Origin of the sequence: Amnibacterium sp. CER49, assembly GCF_029846255.1 — a bacterium.
GTDB lineage: Bacteria > Actinomycetota > Actinomycetes > Actinomycetales > Microbacteriaceae > Amnibacterium.
This window is the reverse complement of record NZ_JARVWQ010000001.1, coordinates 230,573-254,673: the sequence shown is the minus strand read 5'-3', so window position 1 is coordinate 254,673 and position 24,101 is coordinate 230,573. Positions and strand designations below refer to the sequence as shown.

General features: G+C 71.1%; 25 protein-coding genes and 2 tRNA genes. 14 read left to right on the top strand and 13 right to left on the bottom strand.

From position 1 onward, the window contains the following. Nucleotides 1-38: 38 nt before the first annotated feature. Nucleotides 39-896, top strand: a complete 858-nt coding sequence (locus QDR37_RS01235; protein WP_279711715.1) for a hypothetical protein — start codon at nucleotides 39-41, stop codon at nucleotides 894-896. A gap of 130 nt (nucleotides 897-1,026) precedes the next feature. Here the strand turns inward: QDR37_RS01235 and QDR37_RS01230 are convergent, their stop codons facing one another. Then, nucleotides 1,027-2,775, bottom strand: coding sequence for an AAA family ATPase (locus tag QDR37_RS01230; protein ID WP_279711714.1), 1,749 nt, complete (start codon nucleotides 2,773-2,775; stop codon nucleotides 1,027-1,029). Nucleotides 2,776-3,622: 847 nt separating this feature from the next. On the opposite strand from QDR37_RS01230, the gene QDR37_RS01225 reads away from it, so the two are divergent. Beyond that, nucleotides 3,623-4,747 carry a site-specific integrase gene (locus QDR37_RS01225; RefSeq protein WP_279711713.1) on the top strand — a complete coding sequence of 375 codons (1,125 nt, stop codon included), beginning with the start codon at nucleotides 3,623-3,625 and terminating at the stop codon, nucleotides 4,745-4,747. A gap of 23 nt (nucleotides 4,748-4,770) precedes the next feature. Here QDR37_RS01225 and QDR37_RS01220 read toward each other — a convergent pair. Both QDR37_RS01220 and QDR37_RS01215 read right to left on the bottom strand, forming a co-directional pair. Beyond that, a tRNA-Arg gene (locus QDR37_RS01220) sits at nucleotides 4,771-4,843 on the bottom strand. Between the two features lie 14 nt (nucleotides 4,844-4,857). Beyond that, nucleotides 4,858-6,126 (bottom strand): hypothetical protein, encoded by a 1,269-nt coding sequence (locus QDR37_RS01215; RefSeq protein ID WP_279711712.1) that lies wholly within the window; start codon nucleotides 6,124-6,126, stop codon nucleotides 4,858-4,860. A gap of 130 nt (nucleotides 6,127-6,256) precedes the next feature. Between QDR37_RS01215 and msrA the strand changes: the two genes are divergently transcribed. The 4 genes from msrA to QDR37_RS01195 all read left to right on the top strand — a co-directional run bounded on the left by msrA (nucleotide 6,257) and on the right by QDR37_RS01195 (nucleotide 9,698). Then, nucleotides 6,257-6,784 carry a peptide-methionine (S)-S-oxide reductase MsrA gene (msrA, locus tag QDR37_RS01210; RefSeq protein WP_279711711.1) on the top strand — a complete coding sequence of 176 codons (528 nt, stop codon included), beginning with the start codon at nucleotides 6,257-6,259 and terminating at the stop codon, nucleotides 6,782-6,784. A 192-nt stretch (nucleotides 6,785-6,976) separates the two neighbouring features. Beyond that, nucleotides 6,977-7,522 (top strand): single-stranded DNA-binding protein, encoded by a 546-nt coding sequence (locus QDR37_RS01205; protein WP_279711710.1) that lies wholly within the window; start codon nucleotides 6,977-6,979, stop codon nucleotides 7,520-7,522. A gap of 11 nt (nucleotides 7,523-7,533) precedes the next feature. Next, a complete protein-coding gene (gene ettA, locus QDR37_RS01200) occupies nucleotides 7,534-9,216 on the top strand; it encodes an energy-dependent translational throttle protein EttA (protein WP_279711709.1) in 1,683 nt (560 codons plus the stop codon). Nucleotides 9,217-9,218: 2 nt separating this feature from the next. Continuing rightward, complete coding sequence (locus QDR37_RS01195) at nucleotides 9,219-9,698, top strand: thioesterase family protein (RefSeq protein WP_279711708.1); 480 nt, start codon at nucleotides 9,219-9,221, stop codon at nucleotides 9,696-9,698. 89 nt (nucleotides 9,699-9,787) lie between these two features. On the opposite strand, the gene QDR37_RS01190 is transcribed toward QDR37_RS01195, so the two are convergent. After that, complete coding sequence (locus QDR37_RS01190) at nucleotides 9,788-10,651, bottom strand: acyl-CoA thioesterase II (protein WP_279711707.1); 864 nt, start codon at nucleotides 10,649-10,651, stop codon at nucleotides 9,788-9,790. Between the two features lie 67 nt (nucleotides 10,652-10,718). Here QDR37_RS01190 and QDR37_RS01185 point away from each other — a divergent pair, with 67 nt between their 5' ends. Continuing rightward, a complete protein-coding gene (locus QDR37_RS01185; protein ID WP_279711706.1) occupies nucleotides 10,719-11,390 on the top strand; it encodes a hypothetical protein in 672 nt (223 codons plus the stop codon). Nucleotides 11,391-11,505: 115 nt separating this feature from the next. After that, nucleotides 11,506-11,715, top strand: coding sequence for a hypothetical protein (locus tag QDR37_RS01180; RefSeq protein WP_279711705.1), 210 nt, complete (start codon nucleotides 11,506-11,508; stop codon nucleotides 11,713-11,715). A 16-nt stretch (nucleotides 11,716-11,731) separates the two neighbouring features. Here QDR37_RS01180 and QDR37_RS01175 read toward each other — a convergent pair whose 3' ends face one another. Genes QDR37_RS01175 through pepN form a run of 3 tightly spaced genes read right to left on the bottom strand, consistent with a single transcriptional unit; the run spans nucleotide 11,732 to nucleotide 15,858 of the window. Continuing rightward, entirely contained in the window at nucleotides 11,732-12,133 is a 402-nt protein-coding gene (locus tag QDR37_RS01175) for a globin (RefSeq protein ID WP_279711704.1), read from the bottom strand. Next, nucleotides 12,123-13,322, bottom strand: coding sequence for a mechanosensitive ion channel domain-containing protein (locus tag QDR37_RS01170; protein ID WP_279711703.1), 1,200 nt, complete (start codon nucleotides 13,320-13,322; stop codon nucleotides 12,123-12,125). Before QDR37_RS01170 ends, QDR37_RS01175 begins: the two co-directional genes overlap by 11 nt. Next, nucleotides 13,315-15,858, bottom strand: coding sequence for an aminopeptidase N (gene pepN, locus QDR37_RS01165; protein WP_279711702.1), 2,544 nt, complete (start codon nucleotides 15,856-15,858; stop codon nucleotides 13,315-13,317). The genes QDR37_RS01170 and pepN overlap by 8 nt, the downstream gene beginning before the upstream one ends. A 256-nt stretch (nucleotides 15,859-16,114) precedes the next feature. Between pepN and QDR37_RS01160 the strand changes: the two genes are divergently transcribed. From QDR37_RS01160 to QDR37_RS01150, 3 genes are read left to right on the top strand one after another with little or no spacing between them, the layout of a single operon-like run. Next, nucleotides 16,115-16,624 (top strand): ribose-5-phosphate isomerase, encoded by a 510-nt coding sequence (locus tag QDR37_RS01160; RefSeq protein ID WP_279711701.1) that lies wholly within the window; start codon nucleotides 16,115-16,117, stop codon nucleotides 16,622-16,624. Nucleotide 16,625: 1 nt separating this feature from the next. After that, entirely contained in the window at nucleotides 16,626-17,711 is a 1,086-nt protein-coding gene (locus tag QDR37_RS01155; RefSeq protein ID WP_279711700.1) for a DNA glycosylase, read from the top strand. Between the two features lie 4 nt (nucleotides 17,712-17,715). Beyond that, nucleotides 17,716-19,146: an amidohydrolase family protein gene (locus QDR37_RS01150; RefSeq protein ID WP_279711699.1), complete on the top strand. Its 1,431-nt coding sequence runs from the start codon at nucleotides 17,716-17,718 to the stop codon at nucleotides 19,144-19,146. 164 nt (nucleotides 19,147-19,310) lie between these two features. Here the strand turns inward: QDR37_RS01150 and QDR37_RS01145 are convergent, their stop codons facing one another. Continuing rightward, nucleotides 19,311-19,559, bottom strand: coding sequence for a DUF6458 family protein (locus tag QDR37_RS01145; protein WP_279711698.1), 249 nt, complete (start codon nucleotides 19,557-19,559; stop codon nucleotides 19,311-19,313). A gap of 132 nt (nucleotides 19,560-19,691) precedes the next feature. Between QDR37_RS01145 and QDR37_RS01140 the strand changes: the two genes are divergently transcribed. Next, nucleotides 19,692-19,762, top strand: a tRNA-Gly gene (locus QDR37_RS01140). A 113-nt stretch (nucleotides 19,763-19,875) separates the two neighbouring features. Further along, nucleotides 19,876-20,355 (top strand): hypothetical protein, encoded by a 480-nt coding sequence (locus QDR37_RS01135; RefSeq protein WP_279711697.1) that lies wholly within the window; start codon nucleotides 19,876-19,878, stop codon nucleotides 20,353-20,355. 49 nt (nucleotides 20,356-20,404) lie between these two features. Here the strand turns inward: QDR37_RS01135 and QDR37_RS01130 are convergent, their stop codons facing one another. Continuing rightward, on the bottom strand, nucleotides 20,405-20,842 hold the full coding sequence (locus QDR37_RS01130) for a GNAT family N-acetyltransferase (protein WP_279711696.1): 438 nt from the start codon (nucleotides 20,840-20,842) through the stop codon (nucleotides 20,405-20,407). 73 nt (nucleotides 20,843-20,915) lie between these two features. Between QDR37_RS01130 and QDR37_RS01125 the strand changes: the two genes are divergently transcribed. After that, nucleotides 20,916-21,038, top strand: coding sequence for a hypothetical protein (locus tag QDR37_RS01125; RefSeq protein WP_279711695.1), 123 nt, complete (start codon nucleotides 20,916-20,918; stop codon nucleotides 21,036-21,038). Nucleotides 21,039-21,214: 176 nt separating this feature from the next. On the opposite strand, the gene QDR37_RS01120 is transcribed toward QDR37_RS01125, so the two are convergent. The 4 genes from QDR37_RS01120 to QDR37_RS01105 all read right to left on the bottom strand — a co-directional run bounded on the left by QDR37_RS01120 (nucleotide 21,215) and on the right by QDR37_RS01105 (nucleotide 24,042). After that, nucleotides 21,215-22,606, bottom strand: coding sequence for an FAD-binding oxidoreductase (locus QDR37_RS01120; RefSeq protein ID WP_279711694.1), 1,392 nt, complete (start codon nucleotides 22,604-22,606; stop codon nucleotides 21,215-21,217). Between the two features lie 156 nt (nucleotides 22,607-22,762). Further along, nucleotides 22,763-23,089 carry a hypothetical protein gene (locus tag QDR37_RS01115; RefSeq protein ID WP_279711693.1) on the bottom strand — a complete coding sequence of 109 codons (327 nt, stop codon included), beginning with the start codon at nucleotides 23,087-23,089 and terminating at the stop codon, nucleotides 22,763-22,765. A gap of 224 nt (nucleotides 23,090-23,313) precedes the next feature. Next, nucleotides 23,314-23,520, bottom strand: coding sequence for a hypothetical protein (locus tag QDR37_RS01110; protein WP_279711692.1), 207 nt, complete (start codon nucleotides 23,518-23,520; stop codon nucleotides 23,314-23,316). Nucleotides 23,521-23,523: 3 nt separating this feature from the next. Next, the gene (locus QDR37_RS01105; RefSeq protein WP_279711691.1) at nucleotides 23,524-24,042 is read right to left on the bottom strand and encodes a hypothetical protein; all 519 of its coding nucleotides are present in this window, start codon (nucleotides 24,040-24,042) and stop codon (nucleotides 23,524-23,526) included. Between the last annotated feature and the right edge of the window lie 59 nt (nucleotides 24,043-24,101).

Genomic DNA, 24,101 nt, shown 5'->3' with positions numbered 1-24,101 from the left:
CGACTCACGATGAGTGGGTAGACGCTACGCGTCGAGGCATGCCAAGGTACGTATTTCGCAAAGCGGGCGTCGAGCTCGATGCCGAGCAAACTAACTTTGTGCAGCAGTTAGGTGACTATGGCGCGGGCAGGTTTTATGCCACGTTCGACGATGCTGCGGCTCTGCAATCGGAAGTCGCCGGAGTGATCAGAGAACTAGAGAATGCGCCAAGTGCGCTTTCCTTTCAATCTCTTACTGATCCGATCGAGATTCATTGGCTGAATGAAAACCCACGCTCCGGCTTCAACGTAAGCAGTGATCGACCTCGTCTCGAGGTACACGTTGTGCCCATAGGGGTTCCGGCTCTGTCGCGGCGGCTGATTGAGCAATTATCCGCTGGACTGCCACAACGAGTGCGTGCTTCGGGGTTGGTTAGTTCAACGGAGGCGCTCGAACTCACCCCCTCCGCGACCGTTGCGGTCCTGACGGTGCCCCCTCCTACGGAGCGCGGTCGCTGGGATGGACTAAAGCCCGGATCGCTCGCATCCATCAGTGTTTATCAGGATGGGGCTGTCGCCATCACGTTCAATCTGCCGGGGGACCAAATGGGAACAATTTTGGATCCGCAAGACCTTGCAATGCGGACGGCCGCGGCGCTTAGGCTAGCCGGGCAGGTTGATATCACGGGCGCTGCCGAAGTTGCAATAGGAATCGGGCTGACTCGAGGTTCCATGGTGTCCGCCGGAACTGTCACCGGCGTCTCGCGAAACTCGGGCCAAATGCGTATGAGTGCGGAGCCAAGTCGAGTCGAACCTGATGAACGAATCAGTCGAGCGGTGCTGGATCGCGGAGCTGATGAGGTCGCCGCAGGCTTAGCTCGGGCTTTGTTTTCGGAATTTCAGAAGAGCGGGCGTTAACTTGAGGTCAAGTGCAATTTAATCGATTCGCATCCGAGAGCGCTATGGGCTGTATCGTCGCGGTCCAGACTTTCTTGCGGCACTGACCCGTGCGCAGCGCCAAGGTCTCACGAGGAGGCTTCGAGATGGGTCAGTTGTCGATGCTCTTGTGCTGCGACGGTTCCGATGCCGCCGACGCGGTGGGAGGCCGCAGCTGAAGTTCTGTTGAAGGCGTAGCGCGAGTGAACTCCAACCAGTAGCCGACGAAAGGTTCCGGTGTGAGGACCGTAATTCGGTGTCGCCCGGGTTCGATCGGTTCGACTCGAACCAGGCGCGCGTCGGCGACCGCGCTTCCGCCGACAGGAGTCCGGAATTCGGTTGCGGGTCCTGCGCGCTCCGCGAGCATGATCGCGTGCGCGACGCGCTCCACAGCAACGTTCAGCAGCACCTCAACATCCCCATGCAGATCCAACTCGTATGCAGCCCAGAGGGCGGCCTCGTCGATACCAGACGGTTGAGCGGCTGCCGCCGTAGCTTGCACTACCCCTTTTGTGGAGATGTTCAGAACCTGCTCAAGATTGCCCATGTGCAACCAGAGACCGTGCAGTCGAAGGATGTCGATGATGCGGTCGCGTCGAAGTACGACGGCAGACTCGGGATCGCTTTGCTGCCTCAACCAATCCGCGCGGCTTGCCGGATCTGACGGAATCCCTGCGCGATTCGCTTCTCGGGTCACGGGTTGCAGCACGTGCTGCAGTTGTCCTGGTTCGGAGGCGAAAGCCGCCACGAGGTCTCGCTCCAGCGCTGGCAGCTGATTCACGGCCCGCTGTACGCCATTATCAAAAAGTGCATCAAGGTCGGCGATTGCCTTTACATCGACCCCGAGCTTGGTGCAGATCTCTAGCCACACTCCAACCGAGCCGCTTCCGCCACAATCGATCAGCTCTGTCTGAGCAACCACCGCCGGTTCAACCAGACGGGTCAGCGCAGTCGTGAATGCCGCGACGTCTGTTGATCCCTCGAGCAAGACCGGTCTCGGCGCAAAGGCGAGTTGTGCCACGAGTTGCGGATTCTGCAGGACCGAGGCTGTTACAGAAATCTCCTGCACGTCAAGCACACCCTCACTAACGCGCATCGGTAGACGTCCCGGAGCGAAGAGCCAGATTGCTTTCAGGTCGTCGAATGACCGAGGGCGTATGAAGCTCGGTTCATGGGTGACGATGATCGCCCGCTTGCCGGTCCTCGCACACTCGCGGTTCAACTCAGTGAGCCACATGCGCGCCATCGCTGGATGCAGATGGAGTTCCGGCTCGTCGATAACGAGCAGACGCGTGTCGGCTCGGTAGATAGCAGTCAGCAGCACTACTAGTTCGCGGAGTCCGTGGCCCTCGTCTCGGAGGAGCGAGTACTCGACATCGTCAATGCGAACGTAGGGATCGAGGAAGCCAGCGCTCTCTCGGAGGTCAAGGACCCGTCCAAGCGTACGTCGAACGAAAGCCGCCACACGCAACCACACCTCGGGCTGCTCACGCAGCGCGTAAAGCTCGTCAGATGCTTCGCCGCCCGCCGTACCCGTTTGTTGCATCTGTTGCATCTGCTGCCGCTCTTCGTCGCCGAGCGGTACTCCTTTGAATGCGGTCGGCACTGACCCCCAGCCGTAGTTCACGAAGCTCATGAGGCCCGTGAGGCGATCCGTGGACAGCAGGCGCCCGTTTAGCTGGCTCCGGATCGCGCGCGCGGTGCGCGACTTGCCACTGCCGTTCCGACCGATGAAGAACTGCACTGGAGGTGACCAGTCGTCGATCGTGAGGACTGGCTCGTTGGAATCTCCTGGTCGCAGCCCAAAGACTTCAGCCCGCGACACGGTCACGGGCGTGAGGGAGGACTGCGCAGCCGTCATGGAACGATCCTCTCGCTTTGTCGGGTGATCGCCCTCGTACTCACCGCGACGGGCGCCTGCAAGTGCGTCACGCCGCAGACGGGTGCTCCGCGTGCGCGCGCTCGTGAGCGCTTCTCGCAAGTAGGCATCTGAGGAGATCGGCTTGCATCGGCTCGAGTGGTGTTCCTCGTCCCGAACCTCACCGTCGGAGCTCTGAGACGGCCGTGCACGCGCGCCGCTGAGGACCGGTGGAGGTGGGTTCTCGTCACGATCGTGACAGCTGGTCTGCTCGTGGGCGTCGTCGGACCCCTCGCCGACCCCCTCGTCGAGTGCGAGGGGTCGAGCGAGGCGTTTCGGGCGTCTTGCCCTGTCCTGGCCTGCCACCTCCGCTGGCGCGGCTCCCGAACCACCCACACACAACTTGAAAAGCAGTTGCCTGTGGGTGGTTCGGGAGTACAGGTGGCAGGCCAGGACAGGGCAAGAAAAAGAGGAGTTGCAGTGAGGGCGGGAATGTGGCAGCAAGGGAGCGGGGAGGCGTGGGAAAGGGGATAGATGAAATGAGCGGAGCGCGGGAGAGCAAGAGGAGAAGGCGAATGAGAACGGGCGTGAATTCGAGCGGGTCAGGCGCGAGTGAGAATGGGCAGGGTCGCTCAGGTTGCGGCAGGAATGGGCGGTCGCTCGAGCCGGTCGGTTTGCTCGATCCGGTTTGGCTGTGGTCTTGCTGGCTGCCCTGGGGGCAGCGGTCCGAGAAGCCGTGTCAGGGCGTGTCCGAGCTCCGACGCAGAATCGCGCTGCCGAGCGGGGTTGCGGTCGGCAGAGAGGCCGGTTGATGGGGCGCCCGAGAATGCCGATCAGCACGCATGGCACCGTGAACCTTCGCGAGGTCGAGCCCGGCGTCTGGCGCGCGAGGACGCTGTACCGATTCCCGGACGGCACGCGGAGGCAGGTCGAGCGGTTCCGCGCAGGAAGGACGGGAGCCAAGGCGGCCAACGCGCTCATGGAAGCGCTCGTCGATATGGCGAGTCCGACCGACGGCGACCTCAAGCCGAGCACCCCGCTCTCGGTAGCGGCCGAGCAGTTCGTCGTCGCGAAGGGCGACGCCGGCTTGGCAGCGGGATCACTCGCTGAGTACGAACGCGTCGTCCGCCGGGTGATCGTGCCCCGCATCGGAGATCTGCGTTTGGCGGAAGCGACGCCAGGACGGTTGCAAGCGTTCTTCACGGCGGTGACAAAGGACCACGGGCCCGGGACGGCGAAAACGACGCGCTCCGTGCTGTCCGGCATCCTCGGCATGGCAGTGCGGGCTGACGCCCTGCGGACGAATCCCGTGGCTCAAGTCGCAGCCATCCGCCGAGGTACGTCACGTGCTTCGACCGCGCTCCAGCTGGACACTGTGCCGACCTTCATTCGGACGGTCATGGACGACCCAGAACTGCGACGTGCGGACGTCGGCGACCTGCTCGCGTTCATGGTGATGAGCGGGTGCCGCATTGGGGAGGCCCTAGCCCTCACGTGGGAGCGCGTCGATCTCGCAGCCGCGAAGGTCACGTTCGACGCGACAGTGGTTCGGGTCCCTGGGAAGGGGCTGCTGCATCAGCAGCACGGGAAGACCGCTGCGTCGACTCGGACGATCTCCGTCCCTGTGCAAGCAGTGGCGCTCCTCGAGCGCCGCGATCGGATCGCGACGGTCGTGTTCCCGAGCCTGTCGGGAACGCTTCGCGACCCGATCGACGCCGAGTCCGTCTGGCGGCGGAACCGGGATCGCCTCGGCTACTCGTCCTACACGAGCCACTCGCTGCGGAAGACGACGGCGACAGCACTCGACGTCGCCGGCTTGAGCGCCCGCGCGATCGCGGAGTACCTCGGACACTCGAAGCCGTCCTTGACGCAGGACGTCTACATGAGCCGCAACGTCGGAAGCGCATCCGCAGCCGATCACCTCGGTCGAATGTTCGGGGTTTCCTCGGGGTCGACTCCTGCGCCGGAACCTTAGTTGGGACCTGACCAGGGATTCTGCGCCCCGAGCAGGACTCGAACCTGCAACCTACGGATTAGAAGGCCGTTGCTCTATCCATTGAGCTATCGGGGCAACGACGCAGGAGCCTACCGGCGGCTGCTCCCGGCCTTGTCGTCGAGCGGCACGATGCCCTCGCCGCTCTTCGTGCGGTCGTGCACCGAGCTCGCCGCGACCGGCGGCGGGGTCTTCAGGTTCATCGACTGCTGCGTGATGTCGGCGTCGTCGTCGTACTCGTCGAGCCAGTCCGGCTTCTCCGCAGGCGGCTGGAGCCTCGGTGGCTTCGCCTCCTGCAGCGGCACGGCGCTCGTGGCGCTCGCCGCGGCCATGGCGGTCTCGAGGAACTCGCTGCGCGGCAGGACCGGCGTTCTCGGCGCGGCCTCAGGCGCGTCGGCGGGAGGCTCCTGCTGCTTCCGCTGCTCGGCGACCGCACGCTCCGGGTGAGGAGCGGCGGACGGCTCCACCGGGGCGATCGGCTGCTCGACCTCCTGCGACTGGGACTGGCGCGCCCGGTCGAGCCGCACCGCGGCTGCGATGTCGCGCGCCTCGAGCCGGTGCCGCTGCACGGTGACCGGCTGCGTCGACGGCGGCTCATCCGTGGTCCGCTCGACGGCGACCGCCACCGCGGGCTCCACGCGCGGAGCCGGAGGAGCGCCCGCGGGCTCGGCGAGCGGCTCGTCCGGCGGCTGCGGCACGGCCGGAGCGGCCGGGTCGCTCGGAGGCGCCTCCGCCACCGACTCCACCGCCGTCTCCGGCGCGCGCTGCGGCAGGACGGGCTCCGCCTTCGGCTGGTGCACGGCGCCGTCGGCCGCAGCGGGCTTCTTCGACCGCTCCGCCTTCGGCGGCTCCGCAGGGCGTTCCTTGCGGGGGACCGGCGCGGTGGACATCCGCTCGACGTCCGGACCGAACAACCGCTTCGCCCGGCCGGGCTTCTCGAGCCAGGCGAGCAGGCGCTCGCGCACCTCGTCGACCTCGACGGGCGCCACCGGACCGCCGATCGCTGCGCGCTGCAGCGCGTCGATGCGGAGCGACGCCCACTGCGCCGCGAGCGTCGCGCCCGTGCGGGGGAGCAGCCGCGTGCGGACATCGGCCTCCACCCGGAGGCGGGAGAAGCGCTTGCGCTCGCTGCGCTCGGCGTCGTCCCACGCCGCCGCGATGCGCGCGCTCTCGACGAGCGCGGCCACGGCGGTGGTCGCGGCCTCGCCGTCGGCCCGGCGCAGCAGCGTCCGGACGGCGGCGCGCGCGATGAGTGCCGCGACGACGCCCGCGACGAGGATCGCGATCGCCGGGACGATCGCCCCGTCGAGCACCCGCGAGCCTCCGGGCGACTGCAGCCAGCCGGTGAACCCCTCCCACATGGCGGGCAGGATACGGGACCGCTGTGACGCTCCCATGGCTGTTCCCTCCCTGCGGCCGGGGAACACGGCTCCGGCGCCCGTGGTTCACTCCACTGCGGCGCCCGGAGGCGCCGAGTTCAGGAGAGGGAACATGGAAACCTTCGTGCTCGCCGGTGGCTGCTTCTGGTGCCTCGACGCGGTGTACCGCTCGCTCGACGGCGTCAGCGACGTCGTCTCCGGCTACACCGGCGGCCGCATGGCGAACCCGAGCTACGAGGCCGTCTGCACGGGCATGACCGGTCACGCGGAGGCCGTCGCCGTCACGTTCGACCCCGACGTGATCCCGCGCGACGTGATCCTCGACGTCTTCTTCACGCTGCACGACCCGCGCCAGCTGAACCGCCAGGGTCACGACGTCGGCACCCAGTACCGGTCGGCCATGTACTACGCGAACGACGAGCAGCGCGAGCTGTTCGAGTCCGCGATCGAGCGCGCCGCCGACATCTGGGACGGGAGGATCGTCACCGAGCTGACCCCGCTCGGCGAGTTCTACCGCGCCGAGGAGTACCACCAGGACTTCTTCGCGAAGAACCCGAACCAGGGCTACTGCCTCGCCGTCGCGCTGCCGAAGGTGAACAAGGTGCGCAAGTCGTACGCGCAGTACGTCAAGGCCGCGTAAACCGCTCCTCCCCAGCCCCCTGCCGCGCCGCCCGCTGTCCACCGGACCGGGCGGCGCGGTCGTTCCCGCCCGTCCGGCGGCCACGCTGTCGGCACGGGATCCGGTGGCGTCTCATCCATCGGCACGGGCAACGCGCCGCCGGATCCCGACCTCGCATCTGCGGCAGGGTGCCGCGGCAGGAAGGGGAGGACCATGGGCGACCGCATCACCGTCATCGGAGTGCTCGGGCAGGAGCCGGCGGAGCGCGCGACGAGCCGCGGCTCGCTCGTCACGTTCCCGGTCGCGTCGCGTGACCGCCGGCGCGACGCGCAGGGCAACTGGGGCGACGGGCCCACCAGCTGGTACCGCGTCACCGCCTGGGGCGAGCTCGGTCACAACGCGCTCACGTCGCTGCACAAGGGACAGCGGGTCATCGTGCAGGGCGACCTCAGCGTCAACGAGTGGGACGGGCAGGACGGCCAGCGTGCCCGCTCCGTCGAGATCCGCGCGCTCGCGCTGGGGCACGACCTCGCGTTCGGCACGAGCACGTTCGTGCGCGGCGAGCGGCCGCAGCCCTCGGATGAGCGACCTGCGACGGGGGAGCGACCGGCGGGCGGGGCACCGCAGGCCGAGCAGCCCGCGGCACCGCGAGCCGACCGCAGCAGCGAGTGGGGCGCGCCGCTGTCGGACCCGGAGGTCCAGGCGCCAGCCGCTACGCCCGCAGCGAGCGACGCCGAATGGCTGACCACGCCCTTCTAGACTCGTCTCCCATGGCGGAATACATCTACTCGATGGTCCGCGCCCGCAAGGCGCACGGCGACAAGGTCATCCTCGACGACGTGACGATGTCGTTCTTCCCCGGCGCCAAGATCGGCGTCGTCGGACCGAACGGCGCGGGCAAGTCGACGATCCTCAAGATCATGGCGGGGCTCGACACCCCGAGCAACGGCGAGGCCCGGCTCACGCCCGGCTACACCGTCGGCATCCTCATGCAGGAGCCCGAGCTCGACGAGTCGAAGACCGTGCTCGAGAACGTGCAGGACGGCGTCGCCGAGATCCGCACGAAGCTCGCCCGCTTCGATGCCATCGGTCTCGAGATGGCCGAGCCCGACGCCGACTACGAGAAGCTCGGCGACGAGATGGCGAAGCTCCAGGACGAGATCGACGCCGCGAACGCCTGGGACCTCGACTCGCAGCTCGAGCAGGCCATGGAGGCGCTGCGCACCCCGCCGGGCGACGCGCAGGTGTCGGTGCTGTCCGGCGGTGAGAAGCGCCGTGTCGCGCTCTGCAAGCTGCTGCTGCAGAAGCCCGACCTGCTGCTGCTCGACGAGCCCACCAACCACCTCGACGCCGAGAGCGTGCTCTGGCTCGAGCAGCACCTGCAGCAGTACCCGGGCGCCGTGCTCGCCGTCACCCACGACCGGTACTTCCTCGACCACGTCGCGCAGTGGATCGCCGAGGTCGACCGCGGTCGCCTCTACCCCTACGAGGGCAACTACTCGACCTACCTCGAGAAGAAGCGCGAGCGCCTCCAGGTGCAGGGCAAGAAGGACGCGAAGCTCGCGAAGCGCCTCGCCGACGAGCTCGACTGGGTGCGCTCGAATGCGAAGGGCCGGCAGGCGAAGAGCAAGGCGCGCCTCGCCCGCTACGAGGAGATGGTCACCGAGGCCGAGCGCACGAGGAAGCTCGACTTCGAGGAGATCCAGATCCCGGTGGGTCCGCGCCTCGGTAGCCAGGTGATCGAGGCGAAGGGCCTCGAGAAGGGCTTCGACGGGCGGGTGCTCATCGACGGCCTCACGTTCACGCTGCCGCGCAACGGCATCGTCGGGGTCATCGGCCCGAACGGCGTCGGCAAGACCACCCTGTTCAAGTCCATCGTCGGCCTCGAGCCGCTCGACGGCGGCGACCTCAAGGTCGGCGACACCGTGAAGATCTCGTACGTCGACCAGAGCCGCGGGGGCATCGACCCGAAGAAGACGCTCTGGGAGGTCGTCTCCGACGGGCTCGACTACATCCAGGTCGGCAGCACCGAGATCCCGTCACGCGCCTACGTGTCGACGTTCGGCTTCAAGGGCCCCGACCAGCAGAAGCCGGCCGGCATCCTCTCCGGCGGCGAGCGCAACCGGCTGAACCTCGCGCTCACGCTGAAGCAGGGCGGCAACCTGCTGCTGCTCGACGAGCCGACGAACGACCTCGACGTCGAGACGCTCGGCAGCCTCGAGAACGCGCTGCTCGAGTTCCCCGGCTGCGCGGTGGTCATCACCCACGACCGGTGGTTCCTCGACCGCATCGCGACGCACATCCTCGCCTACGAGGGCACGCCGGAGCAGCCGGGCAGCTGGTACTGGTTCGAGGGCAACTTCGAGTCGTACGAGCAGAACAAGGCCGAGCGTCTCGGCCCCGAGTCGGTCGGCGTCGGCCGCGGCGTGTACCGCAAGCTCACCCGCGTCTGACCGTGCGCCTGCACGTGCCGGTCTCGCTCCGCTGGAGCGACATCGACGCCTACGCGCACGTGAACAACGCCGCGATGCTGCGTCTCCTCGAGGAGGTGCGCATCGAGGCGTTCTGGGTGACCGGCGAGTCGATCGACTCGACCGACGGGGTCGGCCCGCGCGTGCTCGACGGCAGTCCCGGCGCCGACACGCTGAGCCTCATCGCGCGGCAGGAGATCGAGTACCTGCGGCCGATCCCGTACCAGCGCACGCCGCTCGACGCCGAGGTGTGGATCGGGCGGATGGGCGGGGCGAGCCTCGAGCTCGGCTACGAGATCTACAGCACGGCCGGCGTCGAGCCGCGGGTGCTCTACACGAAGGCGGCGACCACGCTCGTGCTCGCGAACGCGTCCGACTCGAAGCCGCGACGTATGACCGACCGGGAGCGCGAGGCGCTCGCGCCCTACGTCGACGAGCCCGTCGTCTTCAGCAAACGCCGCTGAGTCCGCAGCCCGCTCCGGATCCTCGCCGCTCTGCCGGTCCGATTCCGACCAGGATCCGGAGCAGAGCCGGCTCGGAGGGCCGGGAAGCGTCAGTGCGGCACCCGCACCATGCCCTCCTGCGCCACCGACGCGACGAGCAGGCCGTCGCGGGTGAAGATCCGGCCGAGCGCGAGCCCGCGGCCACCGCTCGCGCTCGTCGACTCCTGCACGTAGACGAGCCACTCGTCGACCCGGACGGGGCGGTGCCACCACATCGCGTGGTCGAGGCTCGCCGCCTTCAGGCCCGGCTGCGCCCACGGGATGCCGTGCCGCCGGAACGTCGGCTCGAGGATCGTGTAGTCGCTCGCGTAGGCGAGCGCGGCGCGGTGCAGCGCCGGGTCGTCGGGCAGCGGGCCGATCGCCTTCAGCCACACCGCCTGGTGCGCGACCCGCTCGCCCTCGACGGCGAGGAAGACGGGCGAACCGACGTGCCGCATGTCGAACGCGCGGCCCGTCGCCCAGTACTGCGCCATCGGGTGGTCGATGGCGGAGAGCACCTTCCGCTCGTCCGGCAGGTCCTCGGGCATCGGCAGGTCGTCGGGCATCGGTGCCTGGTGCTCGAGGCCCTCGTCCTCCGTCTGGAACGACGCGATCATCGACAGGATCGGCACGCCGCGCTGGTACGCCTGCGTGCGGCGCGTGCTGAACGAGCGGCCGTCGTGGATCCGGTCGACCGCGAACGTGATGGGCACGTCGATCTCGCCCGGCCGCAGGAAGTACCCGTGCATCGAGTGGATCGGGCGCTCGGGCCCGATCGTGCGGGTCGCGGCCGCGACGGACTGCGCGAGCACCTGCCCGCCGAACAGCCGGCCGCCGGGGTTGTAGAGCGCCGGTCCCGTGAAGATGTCCTCGCTCGTCCTCGCCCCGGTGTCGGTGAGGTCGAGGGCGGCCAGAAGGGTGGCGAGCGGGTCCACGCGTGCTCCTCGCGTCGGGGTGTCCGGGGCCGCGGGGAGGCGGCCCCACTACGGTAGTGGGACGCCCATGGACCGTACCCTCGAGCTGCCGGACGCCGCCGCGCTGGCCGACCTGCGCACCTATCTCGGCCGCGCGGACCGCATCGACCGCTCCTCGGTCCGGCTCGTCGCCGAGGCCGGCGTGCTCGCCGTCTACACCGCCGTGCTCTACCCGTCGGGCCTGCTCGACGAGACCCCCACGGTGCTCGGGCTCCGGACCGTCGCGGTGCCGCCGGAGCTCGAGCTCGACGCGGTCGTCCCCATCGAGTCGCTGGTCGCCCGCCTCGAGCGCGCGCGCGCCGAGGAGGGCGAGCCGCTCCGCGTCGGCGTGCCCGCCGAGGTGCACACCGTCACCTGGGCGGGCGTCGCGCCGCCCCGCACCGGCTGGCACGCCGTCGGCCAGGTGGAGGCGAGCGTCCTGCTCGAGACCGCCCGCGACGGCATCGTCGAGGTCGCCGCCGCCCTGCCCGACAACGCGGGCGAGGCGATCGTCCGCCGCATCCGCAGCGAGGTGTGGGGGCGCACGATCGACGGCGTCGACCACGTGCCGGCGGGCGCCGCGTTCGCCGCGCAGAGCCTCGGCTTCCTCGGGGACCCCTACGAACCGGTGCCGATCCACGACAACGGCCCGTGGACGCGTCTCAGCACCGAGCGCGGGTACGTGCTCGTGAAGCGCCGCGCCTGGTCGCTGCAGGGCTGAGCCGCCCGGAGGACCCCGAGCCGGGGGCCTCCCGCAGGCCGCGGGATCCGTGGGAGCCGCGCCTCCCTCGCTCTGGGGCGTCGCCGCTCGCAGCCGCGCTGCCTAGGCTCGCGCCGTGACCGAGACCCGTCCGCTGCCGCAGGTCGCGCAGGGCGCGGGTGCGACGTCCGCGCTGACGGCGGTCGTCGCGGTGCTCGCAGCGCTCGGCCTCGCCCGCGCCGCGGCGCGGATCCTCGGCCTCGTCGTGCTGCTCGCCGTCGTGCTCGGCACGGTCGGGACGCTGGTCGGCGGCATCCTGCTGCTGCGCCTCACGCTGCACTGGTGACCGCCGCGGGTCGGGCCTACTCCTCGAAGGTGTTCACCATCGCGAGGGCGGCCCGCTCGAGGTACGCCCACAGCTCCGCCTCGTAGAGCGGCGGCAGCTCGAGCGAGTCGACGGCAGCGCGCATGTGCGTGAGCCAGCGGTCGCGCTGCGCCGGGTTGACCTTGAACGGCATGTGCCGCATCCGCAGTCGCGGGTGCCCGCGCTGCTCGCTGTACGTCGTCGGGCCGCCCCAGTACTGCTCGAGGAACCCGGTGAGCCGCTCGGCGGCGGGCCCGAGGTCCTCCTCCGGGTAGAGCTCGCGCAGCGGCGGATCCTCCGCGACGCCCGCGTAGAACCGCTGCACGAGCTTCTCGAAGGTCGGGCGGCCACCGACCGCCTCGTAGAACGAGCCGCCGGGGGCGGGCGGGTCAGCGGACATCGTCGACCTCGTCCGGTCCCGCGGCGCCCTGCCGCCCGACGGCGCCCGGCTGCCCGGAGGCCCCGCGCGCGCCGGCCCGCGGCCTCGTGGGAGGCACGCTCGGGGCGGTCGCGCCAGGCAGCGCCTCGGCGGCCACGGGCGCGTCCTCGGCGGCCGGACGCGCCGCCCGGGCCCGAGGGCGCCGGGTGGCCGGCGGGTTCCAGCTGAGGGGTCGCACGCCGCGGAGCGCGCCGGCCTGCTCGAAGGAGGGCAGCGGGGCGCTCGAGATCGCGGTCGGCTCGACGCCGGCGGCGACGAGCGCCTCGCGCATGTGGGTGCGCAGCGACCAGGCCACGTCGTCCTTCGTGTTCGTGCGGGTGCGCACGACGAGGCGCAGCACGACGCCCTCGGCCGTCACCGACTCGAGGCCCCAGAGCTCGGGCTTCTCCATGACGCTCTGCCGCCACTGCGGGTCGTCGAGCACGGCCGTCGCGACGGCGAGCAGCCGCTGCTGCACCGCGTCGACGTCGATGCCCTTGGGCACGGTGACGTCGACGACGGCGCGCGCCCAGCCCTGCGACATGTTGCCGATGCGCGTCAGCTCGCCGTTGCGGACGTACCAGAGCACCCCGTTCACGTCCCGCACCTGCGTGACCCGGATGCCGACGGCCTCGACCATCCCGGTGGCGAGATCGGTCGTCACGACGTCGCCGACGCCGAGCTGATCGTCCGCGACCATGAACAGTCCGCTGAGCACGTCCTTGACGATGCTCTGCGCGCCGAAGCCGAGCCCCGCGCCGAGCGCCGCGGTGATCAGGGAGAACGCGCCGGTGATGTTCGGGTTGATCACGCCCACGATGCTGATCAGCGCCACGATCGCGACGATCGTCGAGACGAGGTTGTTCAGCACCGACCCGAGTGTGCGGGTGCGCTGCACGACCCGCGCCGCGCTCACCGGGGAGGCGAGCAGGGCCTGCGTGTCGTCCGCGCGGCCCCGCCGCTTCACACCGGTGACGACCCGGTTGACGAACATCCGGATCAGCTGGTGCGCGATGGCCCGCACCACGAGCGCGATCAGGATGATCACGACGACCTGGATCACGATCCAGAGCGCCTGCCCGAGGCCCGAGGCCCAGAACCGGTCGAGGTCCGTCCGGACCGTCGTGGCCGAGACCGCCTGCAGCAGCCGGCCGAGCACGGCGTCAGTCACGCGCATCCCGCGCCTGGGCAGCGAGCGCGCGCTGCACGCCGGCCATGTTCTCGACGACGACGCGACGCATCGCGGTGGTCCCCGGGTGCGCGTCGAGCCACTGCTGCGACGCCGACACGAGCCGGCGGTCGGCGAGCGGCGACGGGTACAGGCCGCGGGCGAGCGCCTCGGCGATCGCATAGCTGCGGGTCGCCCAGATCTCGTCGATGGCGGCGAAGTACTGCTCGACGTAGGGCTCGAGCAGGTCGGTGTCGATGGCGCGGCGGAAGCCGAGGCAGGTCGCCCGCACGGTCGCGTTCGGCAGCGCGGCCGAGTCGACGACCGAGGCCCAGGCGGCCTGCTTGCCCTCCGCGGTGGGGATCGCGGCGCGGGCGTGCGCGGCCGACTCGCGGCCGGTCGCGGTGTCGTCCGCGGCGAGCGTCGCGGTGATCTCGGCCTCGCCGGCCTGGCCGCCGGCGACGAGCGCGATGAGCAGCTCCCAGCGCAGGTCGGTGTCGACCTGAAGGCCCTCGAGCGGCTCCTTGCCCGACAGCAGGCGGCGCACCGCGGCGAGCTGCTCGTCGGTGCGGGCGAGCGCGGCGAGGTTCTTCGCGAACTGGAACTGCGCGTCCGAGCCGGCCTCCGCCTGGTGCAGCAGCGCGAGCACGCCGTCGCCGAGGGCGGTGAGGGTCTCCTCGCGCACCTCCGGCGCCACGTAGCTCGCGGCGACGAGCGCCGCCTGCTGCAGCACCGTGCGGAGGGTGGTCGACTCGGTCTCGGCGCCGATGTTGTTCAGCACGAGGCGGACGAAGTCGCGCGGGCGGGCCTCCGCGTCGCGGGTGGCGTCCCACACCGCGCTCCAGACGAGGGCGCGGGCGAGCGGCGACTCGATCTTCGCGAGGTGCGCGATGGCGGTCTCGAGGCTCTCCTCGTCGAGACGGATCTTCGCGTAGGCGAGGTCGTCGTCGTTCAGCAGCACGAGCGCGGGGCGGCGCGTGCCGACCAGCTCGGCCACGTCGGTGCGCTCGCCCGCGACGTCGAGCTCGAAGCGCTCCGTGCGGACGAGCCTCTCGCCGTGCAGCTCGTAGAACCCGATCGCGAGGCGGTGCGGCCGGATCGTCGGCTGCTCCTCGCTCGCGGTCTGCCGGATGCCGAACGCGGTGATGCGGCCGTCGGCGTCCGTGTCGATCTCGGGCGTCAGCGTGTTCACGCCGGCGGTCTCGAGCCAGGATGCGCTCCAGCTCGTGAGGTCGCGGCCGCTCGTGGCCTCGAGCTCGGCGAGCAGGTCCTTCAGCTCCGTGTTGCCGAACGCGTGCTTCTGGAAGTACGTGCCGACGCCCTCGAGGAACGGCTCGCGGCCGACGTAGGCGACGAGCTGCTTCAGCACGCTCGCGCCCTTCGCGTAGGTGATGCCGTCGAAGTTCACCTGCACGGCCTCGAGGTCCGGGATCTCGGCGACGATCGGGTGCGTGGAGGGCAGCTGGTCCTGCGTGTAGCCCCAGCTCTTCTCCATGATGTTGAAGGTCGTCCAGGCCTCGGCCCACTCGGTCGCCTCGGCGGTGGCGAGCGTGGAGATGTACTCGGCGAACGACTCGTTCAGCCAGAGGTCGTTCCACCACTTCATGGTCACGAGGTCGCCGAACCACATGTGGCCGAGCTCGTGGAGGATCGTGACGACGCGGCGCTCCTTCACGGCGTCGGACACCTTCGAGCGGAACACGTACGACTCGACGAAGGTGACGGCGCCCGCGTTCTCCATCGCGCCCGCGTTGTACTCGGGCACGAAGAGCTGGTCGTACTTGTCGAAGGGGTACGGCACACCGAAGATGCGCTCGTAGAACTCGAAGCCCTTCTTCGTGATGTCGAAGACGTAGTCGGCGTCGAGGTGCGCGAAGAGGGAGGCGCGGGCGAAGGCGCCGAGGGGGATCGTGCGGCCGTCGCTGCTCGTCAGCTCGTCGCGCGCCACCTGGTACGGGCCGGCGATGAGCGCGGTGATGTACGACGAGATCCGCGGGGTCGACTCGAAGCGCCACGTGGCGGTGTCGCCCTGCACCTCGGGCTCGGGCGTCGGCTGGTTCGAGACGACCTGCCACCGGGCCGGCGCCGTGACGGTGAAGCGGAACTCGGCCTTGAGGTCCGGCTGCTCGAAGACCGCGAACATGCGGCGCGAGTCCGGCACCTCGAACTGCGAGTACAGGTACACCTCGTCGTCGACCGGGTCGACGAAGCGGTGCAGGCCCTCGCCGGTGTTCGTGTACATCGCGTCGGCGACGACCCGCAGCTCGTTCTCCTCCTGCAGGTCGGGCAGCTGGATGCGCACGCCGTCGCTCACCGCGGCCGCGTCGAGCTCGGTGCCGTTCAGGGTGACCGAGTGCACCGTCTTCGTGATCGCGTCGATGAACGTGGACGCGCCGGGCGTGCCCGTGAACCGCACCGTCGTGGTCGAGCCGAACACCTCCGCGCCGCGCGTGAGGTCGAGCTCGACGTCGTAGGTGGTGGGCGAGACGAGCCCCGCTCGCTCCTGGGCCTCGACGCGGGTGAGGTTCTCTCCGGGCATTCGCGCTCCTCGTGGGTCTGCCGCCGGTTACGGCCGACCACCCTACTGACGCCACCGGGGGTCACCGGGCCCTGCGCGGCCCCCGGCGTCCGCCGTCCCCACCTTCGCGGATCCGGATTTCTCGCGCCGTTCCGGACTTCTGCAGCGACACGCGGGGGAGGAGGGGATGGGCCGCGGCGTGTCGAGGAGGAATTCCGGATCCGCGGTCAGGAGGTGGAGGCCGAGGGGCTCGGCGCGCCGCTTCTAGACTCGGCGCATGCGCGTCCACATCGGGACCGACCACGCCGGGCTCGAGTTCGCCCAGCAGCTGAAGGACCACCTCGAGCAGAGCGGCCACGAGGTCGTCGACCACGGCCCCACCGAGTACGACCCGCTCGACGACTACCCGTCGTTCTGCATCAACGCCGCGATCGGCGTCGTGAACGACCAGGCGGCGGGCGTCGACACCCTCGGCGTGGTGTTCGGCGGCTCCGGCAACGGCGAGCAGATCGCCGCGAACAAGGTGGAGGGCATCCGCGCCGCGCTCATCTGGAACGAGTCGACCGCGCTGCTCGCCCGGCAGCACAACGACGCGAACGTCTGCGCGATCGGTGCCCGCCAGCACACCCTCGAGGACGCGCTGCACCTCATCGACCTGTTCCTCGCCGAGCCGTTCTCGAAGGAGGAGCGGCACGCGCGGCGCATCGCGCAGCTCGCCGAGTACGAGCGCACCGGCGCGATCGCGGGCCACCCGATCGACGCCGCTGTGCAGCGCATCGGCGACTGACATGCCCGAAGGCCACTCGCTCCACCGCATCGCGCTGCAGTTCCGACGCAACTTCGTCGGTCACCGTGCCGCCGCCTCGAGCCCCCAGGGCCGCTTCGCCGCGGGCGCGGCGCTCCTCGACGGCCGGGTGATGGTCGCCTCGAGCGCCGTCGGCAAGCACCTGCTGCTCGAGTTCGAGGGCGAGCGCACCCTCCACGTCCACCTCGGCCTCTACGGCGCGTGGGACTTCGCGGGCGAGATCACCGCCGACGCGACGCTCGCCTCGGCGAACGGCCGGATGGGGCAGACGAACCAGCGGGGCACGTTCCTGGATCAGATCGCGGGCGACACGATCGACCCGTCCGCCGAGACCCCGGACGGTCTCGAGGCCGCGGCGGACGGGGGAGTGGTCGCCGACGCGCTGCCCGAGTCGAGCCTCGGGTCGATCGGCGCTCCCCGCCGTACCCGCCTGCGGATGGCGGAGAGCGAGCGCGGCGAGGACGTCGAGCTCACCGAGTTCCCGCCCGAGCCGATCGGCCAGGTCCGCCTGCGCCTGCTCATCGACACCGCGGTCGCCGACCTGCGCGGCCCGACGGCCTGCGAGGTGTTCGACCCCGACCAGGTGCGCCGGCTGATCGCGAAGCTCGGCCCCGACCCGATGCACGACTCGGGCAAGGCCGCAGAGGACCGCTTCGTCGCGGCCGTCCGGAAGTCGGGCAGCCCGATCGGCCTGCTGCTCATGGACCAGAGCGTCGTCGCCGGCATCGGCAACGTCTACCGGGCAGAGCTGCTGTTCCGCGCGCGCCTCAACCCGCACACGCCGGGCAAGGAGATCTCCGTGCCCGCGCTCCGGAAGCTCTGGCGCGACTGGGCGCATCTGCTCGCGATCGGCGTGCGGACCGGGCAGATGATGACCCGCGACGACCTCGAGACCGAGGAGCAGTACCGCAACGCGCTCGCGAGCCGGGACGAGCGGCACTTCGTCTACAAGCGCACCGGGCAGAAGAGCCCCCGCGGGCGCGGCGAGGTCGTCATGGAGGAGATGGGCGGCCGAAACCTCTACTGGGCGCCGGGCTGGCAGACGCTGCCCCGCCCGAAGCGGGACTGACCCGGTGCCGGACCTGCTGCTGCACCGCGCCCGCCTCGGCGCGGGGCTCGTCGACGTCCGTATCGAGGACGGCCGGATCACGGCGCTCGCCCCGCAGCTCGACGCCGGGCCCCTCGAGGTCGTCGAGGCCGACGGGCGCCGGCTGCTCCGCGGGCTGTGGGACGAGCACGTCCACATGACGCAGGCGGCGCTCGCCGCGTCGTGGATCCAGCTCGGCGGCGCGACCTCGGCCGCCGAGGCCACGGAACTCGTCCGGCGGGGTGCCGCGGAACAGCCCGGAGACTGGCCGCTGCTCGGTATCGGCTTCCGCGACGGCGTCTGGCCCGACCTCCCGACCCGCGCCGCGCTCGACGCCGCGGCGGGGGAGCGGCCCGTCGTGCTGACGAGTCACGACGTGCACGCGGTCTGGCTGAGCAGCGCGGCGGGCCGGCGGTTCGGCGTCGAGCTCGACGACTCGGGCCTGCTCCGCGAGGGCGCCGCGTTCGCCGTCGCGCGCGACGTGCGGGAGCTGTCCGAGGCGTCCGCGGATCCCGCTGTGGCCGCGCTCGCCGAGCAGGCGGCGCAGCGCGGGGTCGTCGGCATCGTCGACTTCGAGATGGCGTGGAACAAGGACCCCTGGCTCCGGCGTGCCGCTGCCGGCTTCGCCGCGCTCCGTGTCGAGGCGGCCGTCTACCCCTTCGACCTCGACCGCGCGGCCGACGAGGGCCTCTGCACGGGCGCCGCCCTCGACGACGACCTCGGCCTGCTCTCCGTGGGGCCGCTGAAGACGCTCATCGACGGGGCGCTGAACACCCGCACCGCCTACCTGGCCGAGCCGTACCCCGACGGCACGCGCGGGCTGCTCACCGTGCCCCCCGACGAGCTGCGGGCGCTGCTCACCCGGGCGCGGGAGGTGGCGCTCACCCCGGCCGTCCACGCGATCGGCGACGCCGCCGTGAAGTCCGCGCTCGACGCGTTCGAGGCGACCGGTGTGAGCGGCCGCATCGAGCACGCGCAGCTCGTCGCGGACGCGGACCTGCCGCGGTTCGGGCGGCTCGGCGTGACCGCGAGCGTGCAGCCCGGACACCTGCTCGACGACCGCGACGTCGCGGAGCAGCACTGGCCCGGCCGCACCGGCCGCGCCTACCCGTTCCGGCGCCTCCTCGACGCGGGTGCGACGTTGGTGCTCGGCTCGGACACCCCGGTGGCGCCGCTCGACCCGTGGCTCGCGATCCGCGCCGCCGTCGAGCGGACGGGCGACGAGCAGCCGCCGTGGCACGGCGAGCAGCGGATCACGCTGGGGGAGGCGCTCGCGGCCTCGACCCGCGGCCGCGCCGAGCCCCGCGTCGGCGACGCGGCCGACCTCGTGCTCCTCGACGAGCCGCTCGAGCGGATGTCCGCCTCAGGCGTTGCCGCGACGCTGGTCGCCGGCCGCTTCACCCACCGCCGCTTCTGACCCGGCCGCCACCGATTCGGCTCAGCCGCCCACGCGCCATGCATTCGGACCTGGGGCGCGATCCGCTGCGTCGTTCCGAATCCGCGGCCACCGCTTCGACCGCCCCCGCGATCGAGGAGCGCGCGAGGGCGCGTCCCAAGACCGGGGCGATGGCTGGAGCTCCGCTAGTACCGCGGGCCGCCGTCGATGTCGCGGCGCGTGACCCGCTCACCCGACACCGGGTCGACCCGGGTCGTCGAGGTGCTGCTGCGCCGGACGAACAGCAGCACGAGCCCGACGACGAAGACGACGATGCCTGCGATCATCAGGATGTAGCCCGTCGTGGCGAGGTCGATCACCCCGATGGTGACGTGGACGGCGAACGCGAGGATCGCGCCGATGACGAACAGGGCGACGCCGGTTCCGATGCTCATGCTTCAACGGTCCCACCGATTCCGTAGCGGCGACTGGCAGCGCGCCAAGGAGCGACGGGTCGTCCTCGCCGCGTCGGACGGAAGGGGGCCGCGGAGCCGGGTACCCTGGCACGGCCCGCGCGAGCGGGCGCCGGGGATGTAGCTCAATGGCAGAGCTCCAGTCTTCCAAACTGGTGGTGCGGGTTCGATTCCCGTCATCCCCTCCGGTAGAAGCCCTGGCAGGACACCTGTTCCTGCTGGGGCTTCTACCGTCTCTGGCCCGCGATCCCCGCGGAAACCCCGCCAGTGTCCGACGGCACCCCTACGCTGGCGCACCGTGAGCGGTGTGTTGGCCTGGGTCGCCGCGCCCGCGTTCTTCATCCCGACCGTCAGCGCGCTGGTCGTCGCCGCCATCACCGGCGCTGTGAAGCCGACGCGGCGGGTGTGGGCGGTGCTGTTCCGCACGCTCGGCCGCGGCGCAGCTTGGGCGGCGTCGTTCCGCCTCGTGCACAAGAGTCGCGTGCGCCCGCATCGACCGGCGCCGCTCAAGCCGGTGCGGTGGATCGCGGCGCAGGGGCCTGGGCCTGACCAGGTGCGGCTCGTCAACACGGCCTCCGGCGTGGCCCGCAACGTGCGCGTCGACGACAACTACAGCACCAAGGTGCTCGACGACGCCCAGTGGGAGCTCTTCCCGCAGCAGGCCGTCTTCAAGTGCGCGGTGGACCGGTTCCAGGGCTACGCGTCGGTGAAGGTGTCGTGGTCAGACGAGCGCGGCGACCCGCAGCCGACTGAGTCTGTCGAGGTGCAGCCCTTCTAGCGGCTCAGCCGCGGGCGACGAACGCCTCCAACCCAGTGATGCCGGATCGTCAGTCGAAGGCGTAGCGCAGCACGTTCGTCTCGCGCTTCGCGAAGCCGACCGACTCGTAGAGCGCGATCGCGGCCGTGCGCGAGGGGCGCGAGGTGAGCTCGAGGGACCGCAGCCCCGCCTCCCGGCCCTGCCGGATCAGCGCGTCCATCAGCGCCCGGCCCGCGCCCCGCCCGCGCGCGGCCTCGTCGACCACGACGTCCTCGATGTGCCCGCGCAGCCCGGTGGGCGCCGGCACGATGACGAGGGTCGCCATGCCGATCACCGCGTCCCCGTCCCGCGCGACGAAGAGGGACGTCGCCGGGTTCGTCACGACCTGCTCGATGAGGCCGGCGTCGAACACCGCCGAGGACGACAGCTGCGGCAGCAGTCGCTGCACGGCCGCGGCGACCTCCTCGTCGAGCGCCTCGACCTGCTCCACCCGCACCGCGTCCGCCATGACGCCACCGTAGGGCCGCGGGATCCGAGCGTCCCGGCCCGGCGTTGTCGGACGGCGCCCGTACACCTGCCTCGTGGCGAGCGCGACGTGCGACCGGTGCGGCGGCAGCCGCCTCGTGGAGGTGCGGCTGCCGGAGCACGACGCGCCCGAAGCGGTGCTCTGCGTCGCGTGCGGCGCCGTCTCCCCAGCCGGCTGATGCGGTGCGCCCGTCAGGTCGTCCTGCGACCGCAGCCCGACCAGCCGCTCACCGGGCCGGATGCATCGCCTCGTCGTACGCCGCCCTCGCCGCACGGGACGCGGTGCGGGCAGAGGGCGGCGCAGTCGCCGAGCCACCGGGCGGGCGGCGCCTCCTCGCCGAGGCGCCGCCCCTCGTCACTCCGCGGGCGGGATGTTGAAGTTGCGGTGGAAGACGTTCTGCGGGTCGTACGCGGCCTTGATCTGCCGCAGCCTGTCCCACTTCGGCCCGTACGACTCCTGCAGCAGGGCCGAGTCGCTCTCGGCGAGTCCGTTGATGTAGGCGCCGGGGCGCGCGAGCGGCTTCAGCTGGTCGGTGAGGCCGCGCACCCACTGCCGGTCGAGCTCGAGTAGGTCGGGTGCGGGGCAGACCGCGATCGTGAAGACGCCGTAGCCCGGCTTCCGGCTGCCGCTGAACGCGGTGGTGTCGTCCGGCACGTCGGAGTAGGCGGCATCGAGGCGGTAGAAGGCCACGATCGAGAGCGGCGACGACTTCTTGGGCACCTCGCGCACGAGCACGTCGATCGCCTCGTCGGTGATCTCGTCGAGGTAGACGGCGCGCTCGTAGGCGTACCCGCCCCACGCGTTCGCCTCGTCGGTCATCGACTGCAGCGCCGTGTACGGCATCGGGGTCGCGATCTCCCACTTCGGCGGCAGCGAGCGGCGGATGCGCTCGATGAGGGACGCGTGCTCGTCGGGGTCGCCGAAGCCGTCGATCCAGAGCGCCCAGCCCGGCTCGCCCTGGAACTCCGGCGGCACGAACGGGGCGAGCGGCGCGTTCAGCGCGACGATGAGCACGTTGAGGTCCCGCGAGAGCGTCGGGATGAGCTCGCGCGCCAGCCGCAGCACGTCGTCGCCCTGGTCGAGCGACCAGAACAGCATTCCCATCTGCACCATCGGTCCCAGCTCGTGCAGCTGGAACTCGAACTCGGTGACGACGCCGAAGTTGCCGCCGCCGCCCCGGATCGCCCAGAAGAGGTCGGGCTCCTCGGTCTCCGAGGCATGGCGGATGCGACCGTCGGCCGTCACGACCTGTGCCGAGCGCAGGTTGTCGATCGTGAGGCCCGCCTTCCGGGTGAAGTGACCCATGCCGCCGCCGAGCGTCAGGCCGCCGACGCCGGTGTGGCTCACGATGCCCGCCGGCACGGCGAGGCCGTGCGCCTGCGCGGCCGCATCGAGGTCGCCGAGCAGGGCGCCGCCGCCGACGCGCGCGGTCCGCGCCTCCGCGTCCACCGCCACCGTCCGCATGCCCGAGAGATCGATCACGAGGCCGTCGTCGACCGTCGAGGAGCCCGACACGCTGTGGCCGCCACCACGGACCGCGATCTCGAGCCCCTGCGCCGTCGCGTAGGTGACGGCCGCGGCGACATCCTCCGCGCTCGCGCAGCGGGTGATCACGGCGGGTCGGCGATCGATCGAGCCGTTCCACCGCTTGCGCGCCTCGTCGTACTCGACGTCCTGCGGGGTGATCACGGTGCCGCCGAAGCCGGACCGGAGCGCGTCGAGCGGATCGTTCAGGATCTGAGTCACGGAGACCTCCAGGCCGCGGAGGAGGCAGCCCCGTCGCTGCCCCTCGATGCCCCGCCGCCGCGGCCGACAGTAGGACCGGAACGGTTCGACGAGCAAGGCTTCTGGCCCGGGCCCAGGGGCCGGGGGCGCGGCGGCACCCGCCCCCGATGCGGCCGATCAGGCGAGCGTCGAGCGGGGCGCGGCGATCGCTGCGATGGACACGAGGAGCAGCACTGTCGCGAGCAGCAGGACGACGCCCAGCGCCACGGATCCCACGACGGCGGTCCGCCTCGCCGCAGAGGTGAGCCGCGCCAGCCGGAGCAGCGCGCCGAGACCGATCGCGGTGCCGATCAGCACGACGACCGCACCTGCGGCGAGCGGTCCCGCGACCGCCGCGAGCACGACCGCGGGGCTGAAGGGCGCGTAGGCGCTGAAGGTCGGTGCGCAGCCGACGAGGAGGAGGGGAGCGGCGAGGCTCGCGACCGTCAGGATCAGGCGGGCCACGACCGCACGCTAGCCCGGCGCTCGGCCGGAACCCGTCGGGAGCGGCGGTTCCGGCACGAGCACGGGCGACCTCGGCCAGGACGGGCGCCCCTCCCGCCCGTCGTGGGGCGCACGATCGGAGCGATGGGCGGGCGCGTTCCGACATTCCGGACGTCGTTTCGCGCCCGCCTTGTCGGAGCCGGCCCGGAGATGGGCGCAGCGGGGGGAGCGGCGCGGTCGCGCGCTCAGCCGGTCGCCCCACGCACCAGGAGCACGACGAGCACCACCGCGACGAACGCCCAGATCAGCGCGAACAGCACGATCATCCAGACCGGCACCCGACCGCGTCGAGCCCGCTGCGCCCGCAGGATCACCACGAGGATCACGCTGAGCCAGCCGGCGGTGAGCAGGAACCCGAGCAGCGGCGAGAGCGCCGCGGAGCCGTCGAGCATCGGCTAGTGCGCCACCAGCACCTCGAGCAGGCCGACGGCCGCGCCGATGAGCGCCACCGTGACGCCCGCGGTGATCGCCGTGAGCGGGGCCGGCTCGCCGGTCCAGTGCGCGATCACGACGCCGACGGCCGCGAGCCGCAGCGCGACCACGGCGACGCCGATCGCCACCGCCGCGAGCAGCGGCATCACCCCGAGCGCGCCGAGGAGCACGACCAGCGCCGGCAGCACCCCTGCGCTCGCGATCGGCAGCGCGTCGCGCAGCTCCCTCGGCAGGGAGGCGGCGTGCTCCTTCGAGTCCCGGCCGAGGCGGTCGCCGATCGCGTCGGACACGACGTGCGCGACGTAGGTGATGACCGTCGTGAGCGCCACCGCGAGCGCGCCGATCACGGGTCGCTCCGCGTCGATCTCGACGGTGAGGAGCGCCCCGAGCACGAGGACGTCGCCGTACACGTAGGCGCCGATCCGGCTGCGCGCACGCTCCACGGGCAGCCCGGTCGCGAGCCGGGGCGTCGACGCCGTCACCCGAGTGCCCCCATCCCTCACCGTCGTCGGCGCGCGAGGCGACCGATCGTCTCGGCGCG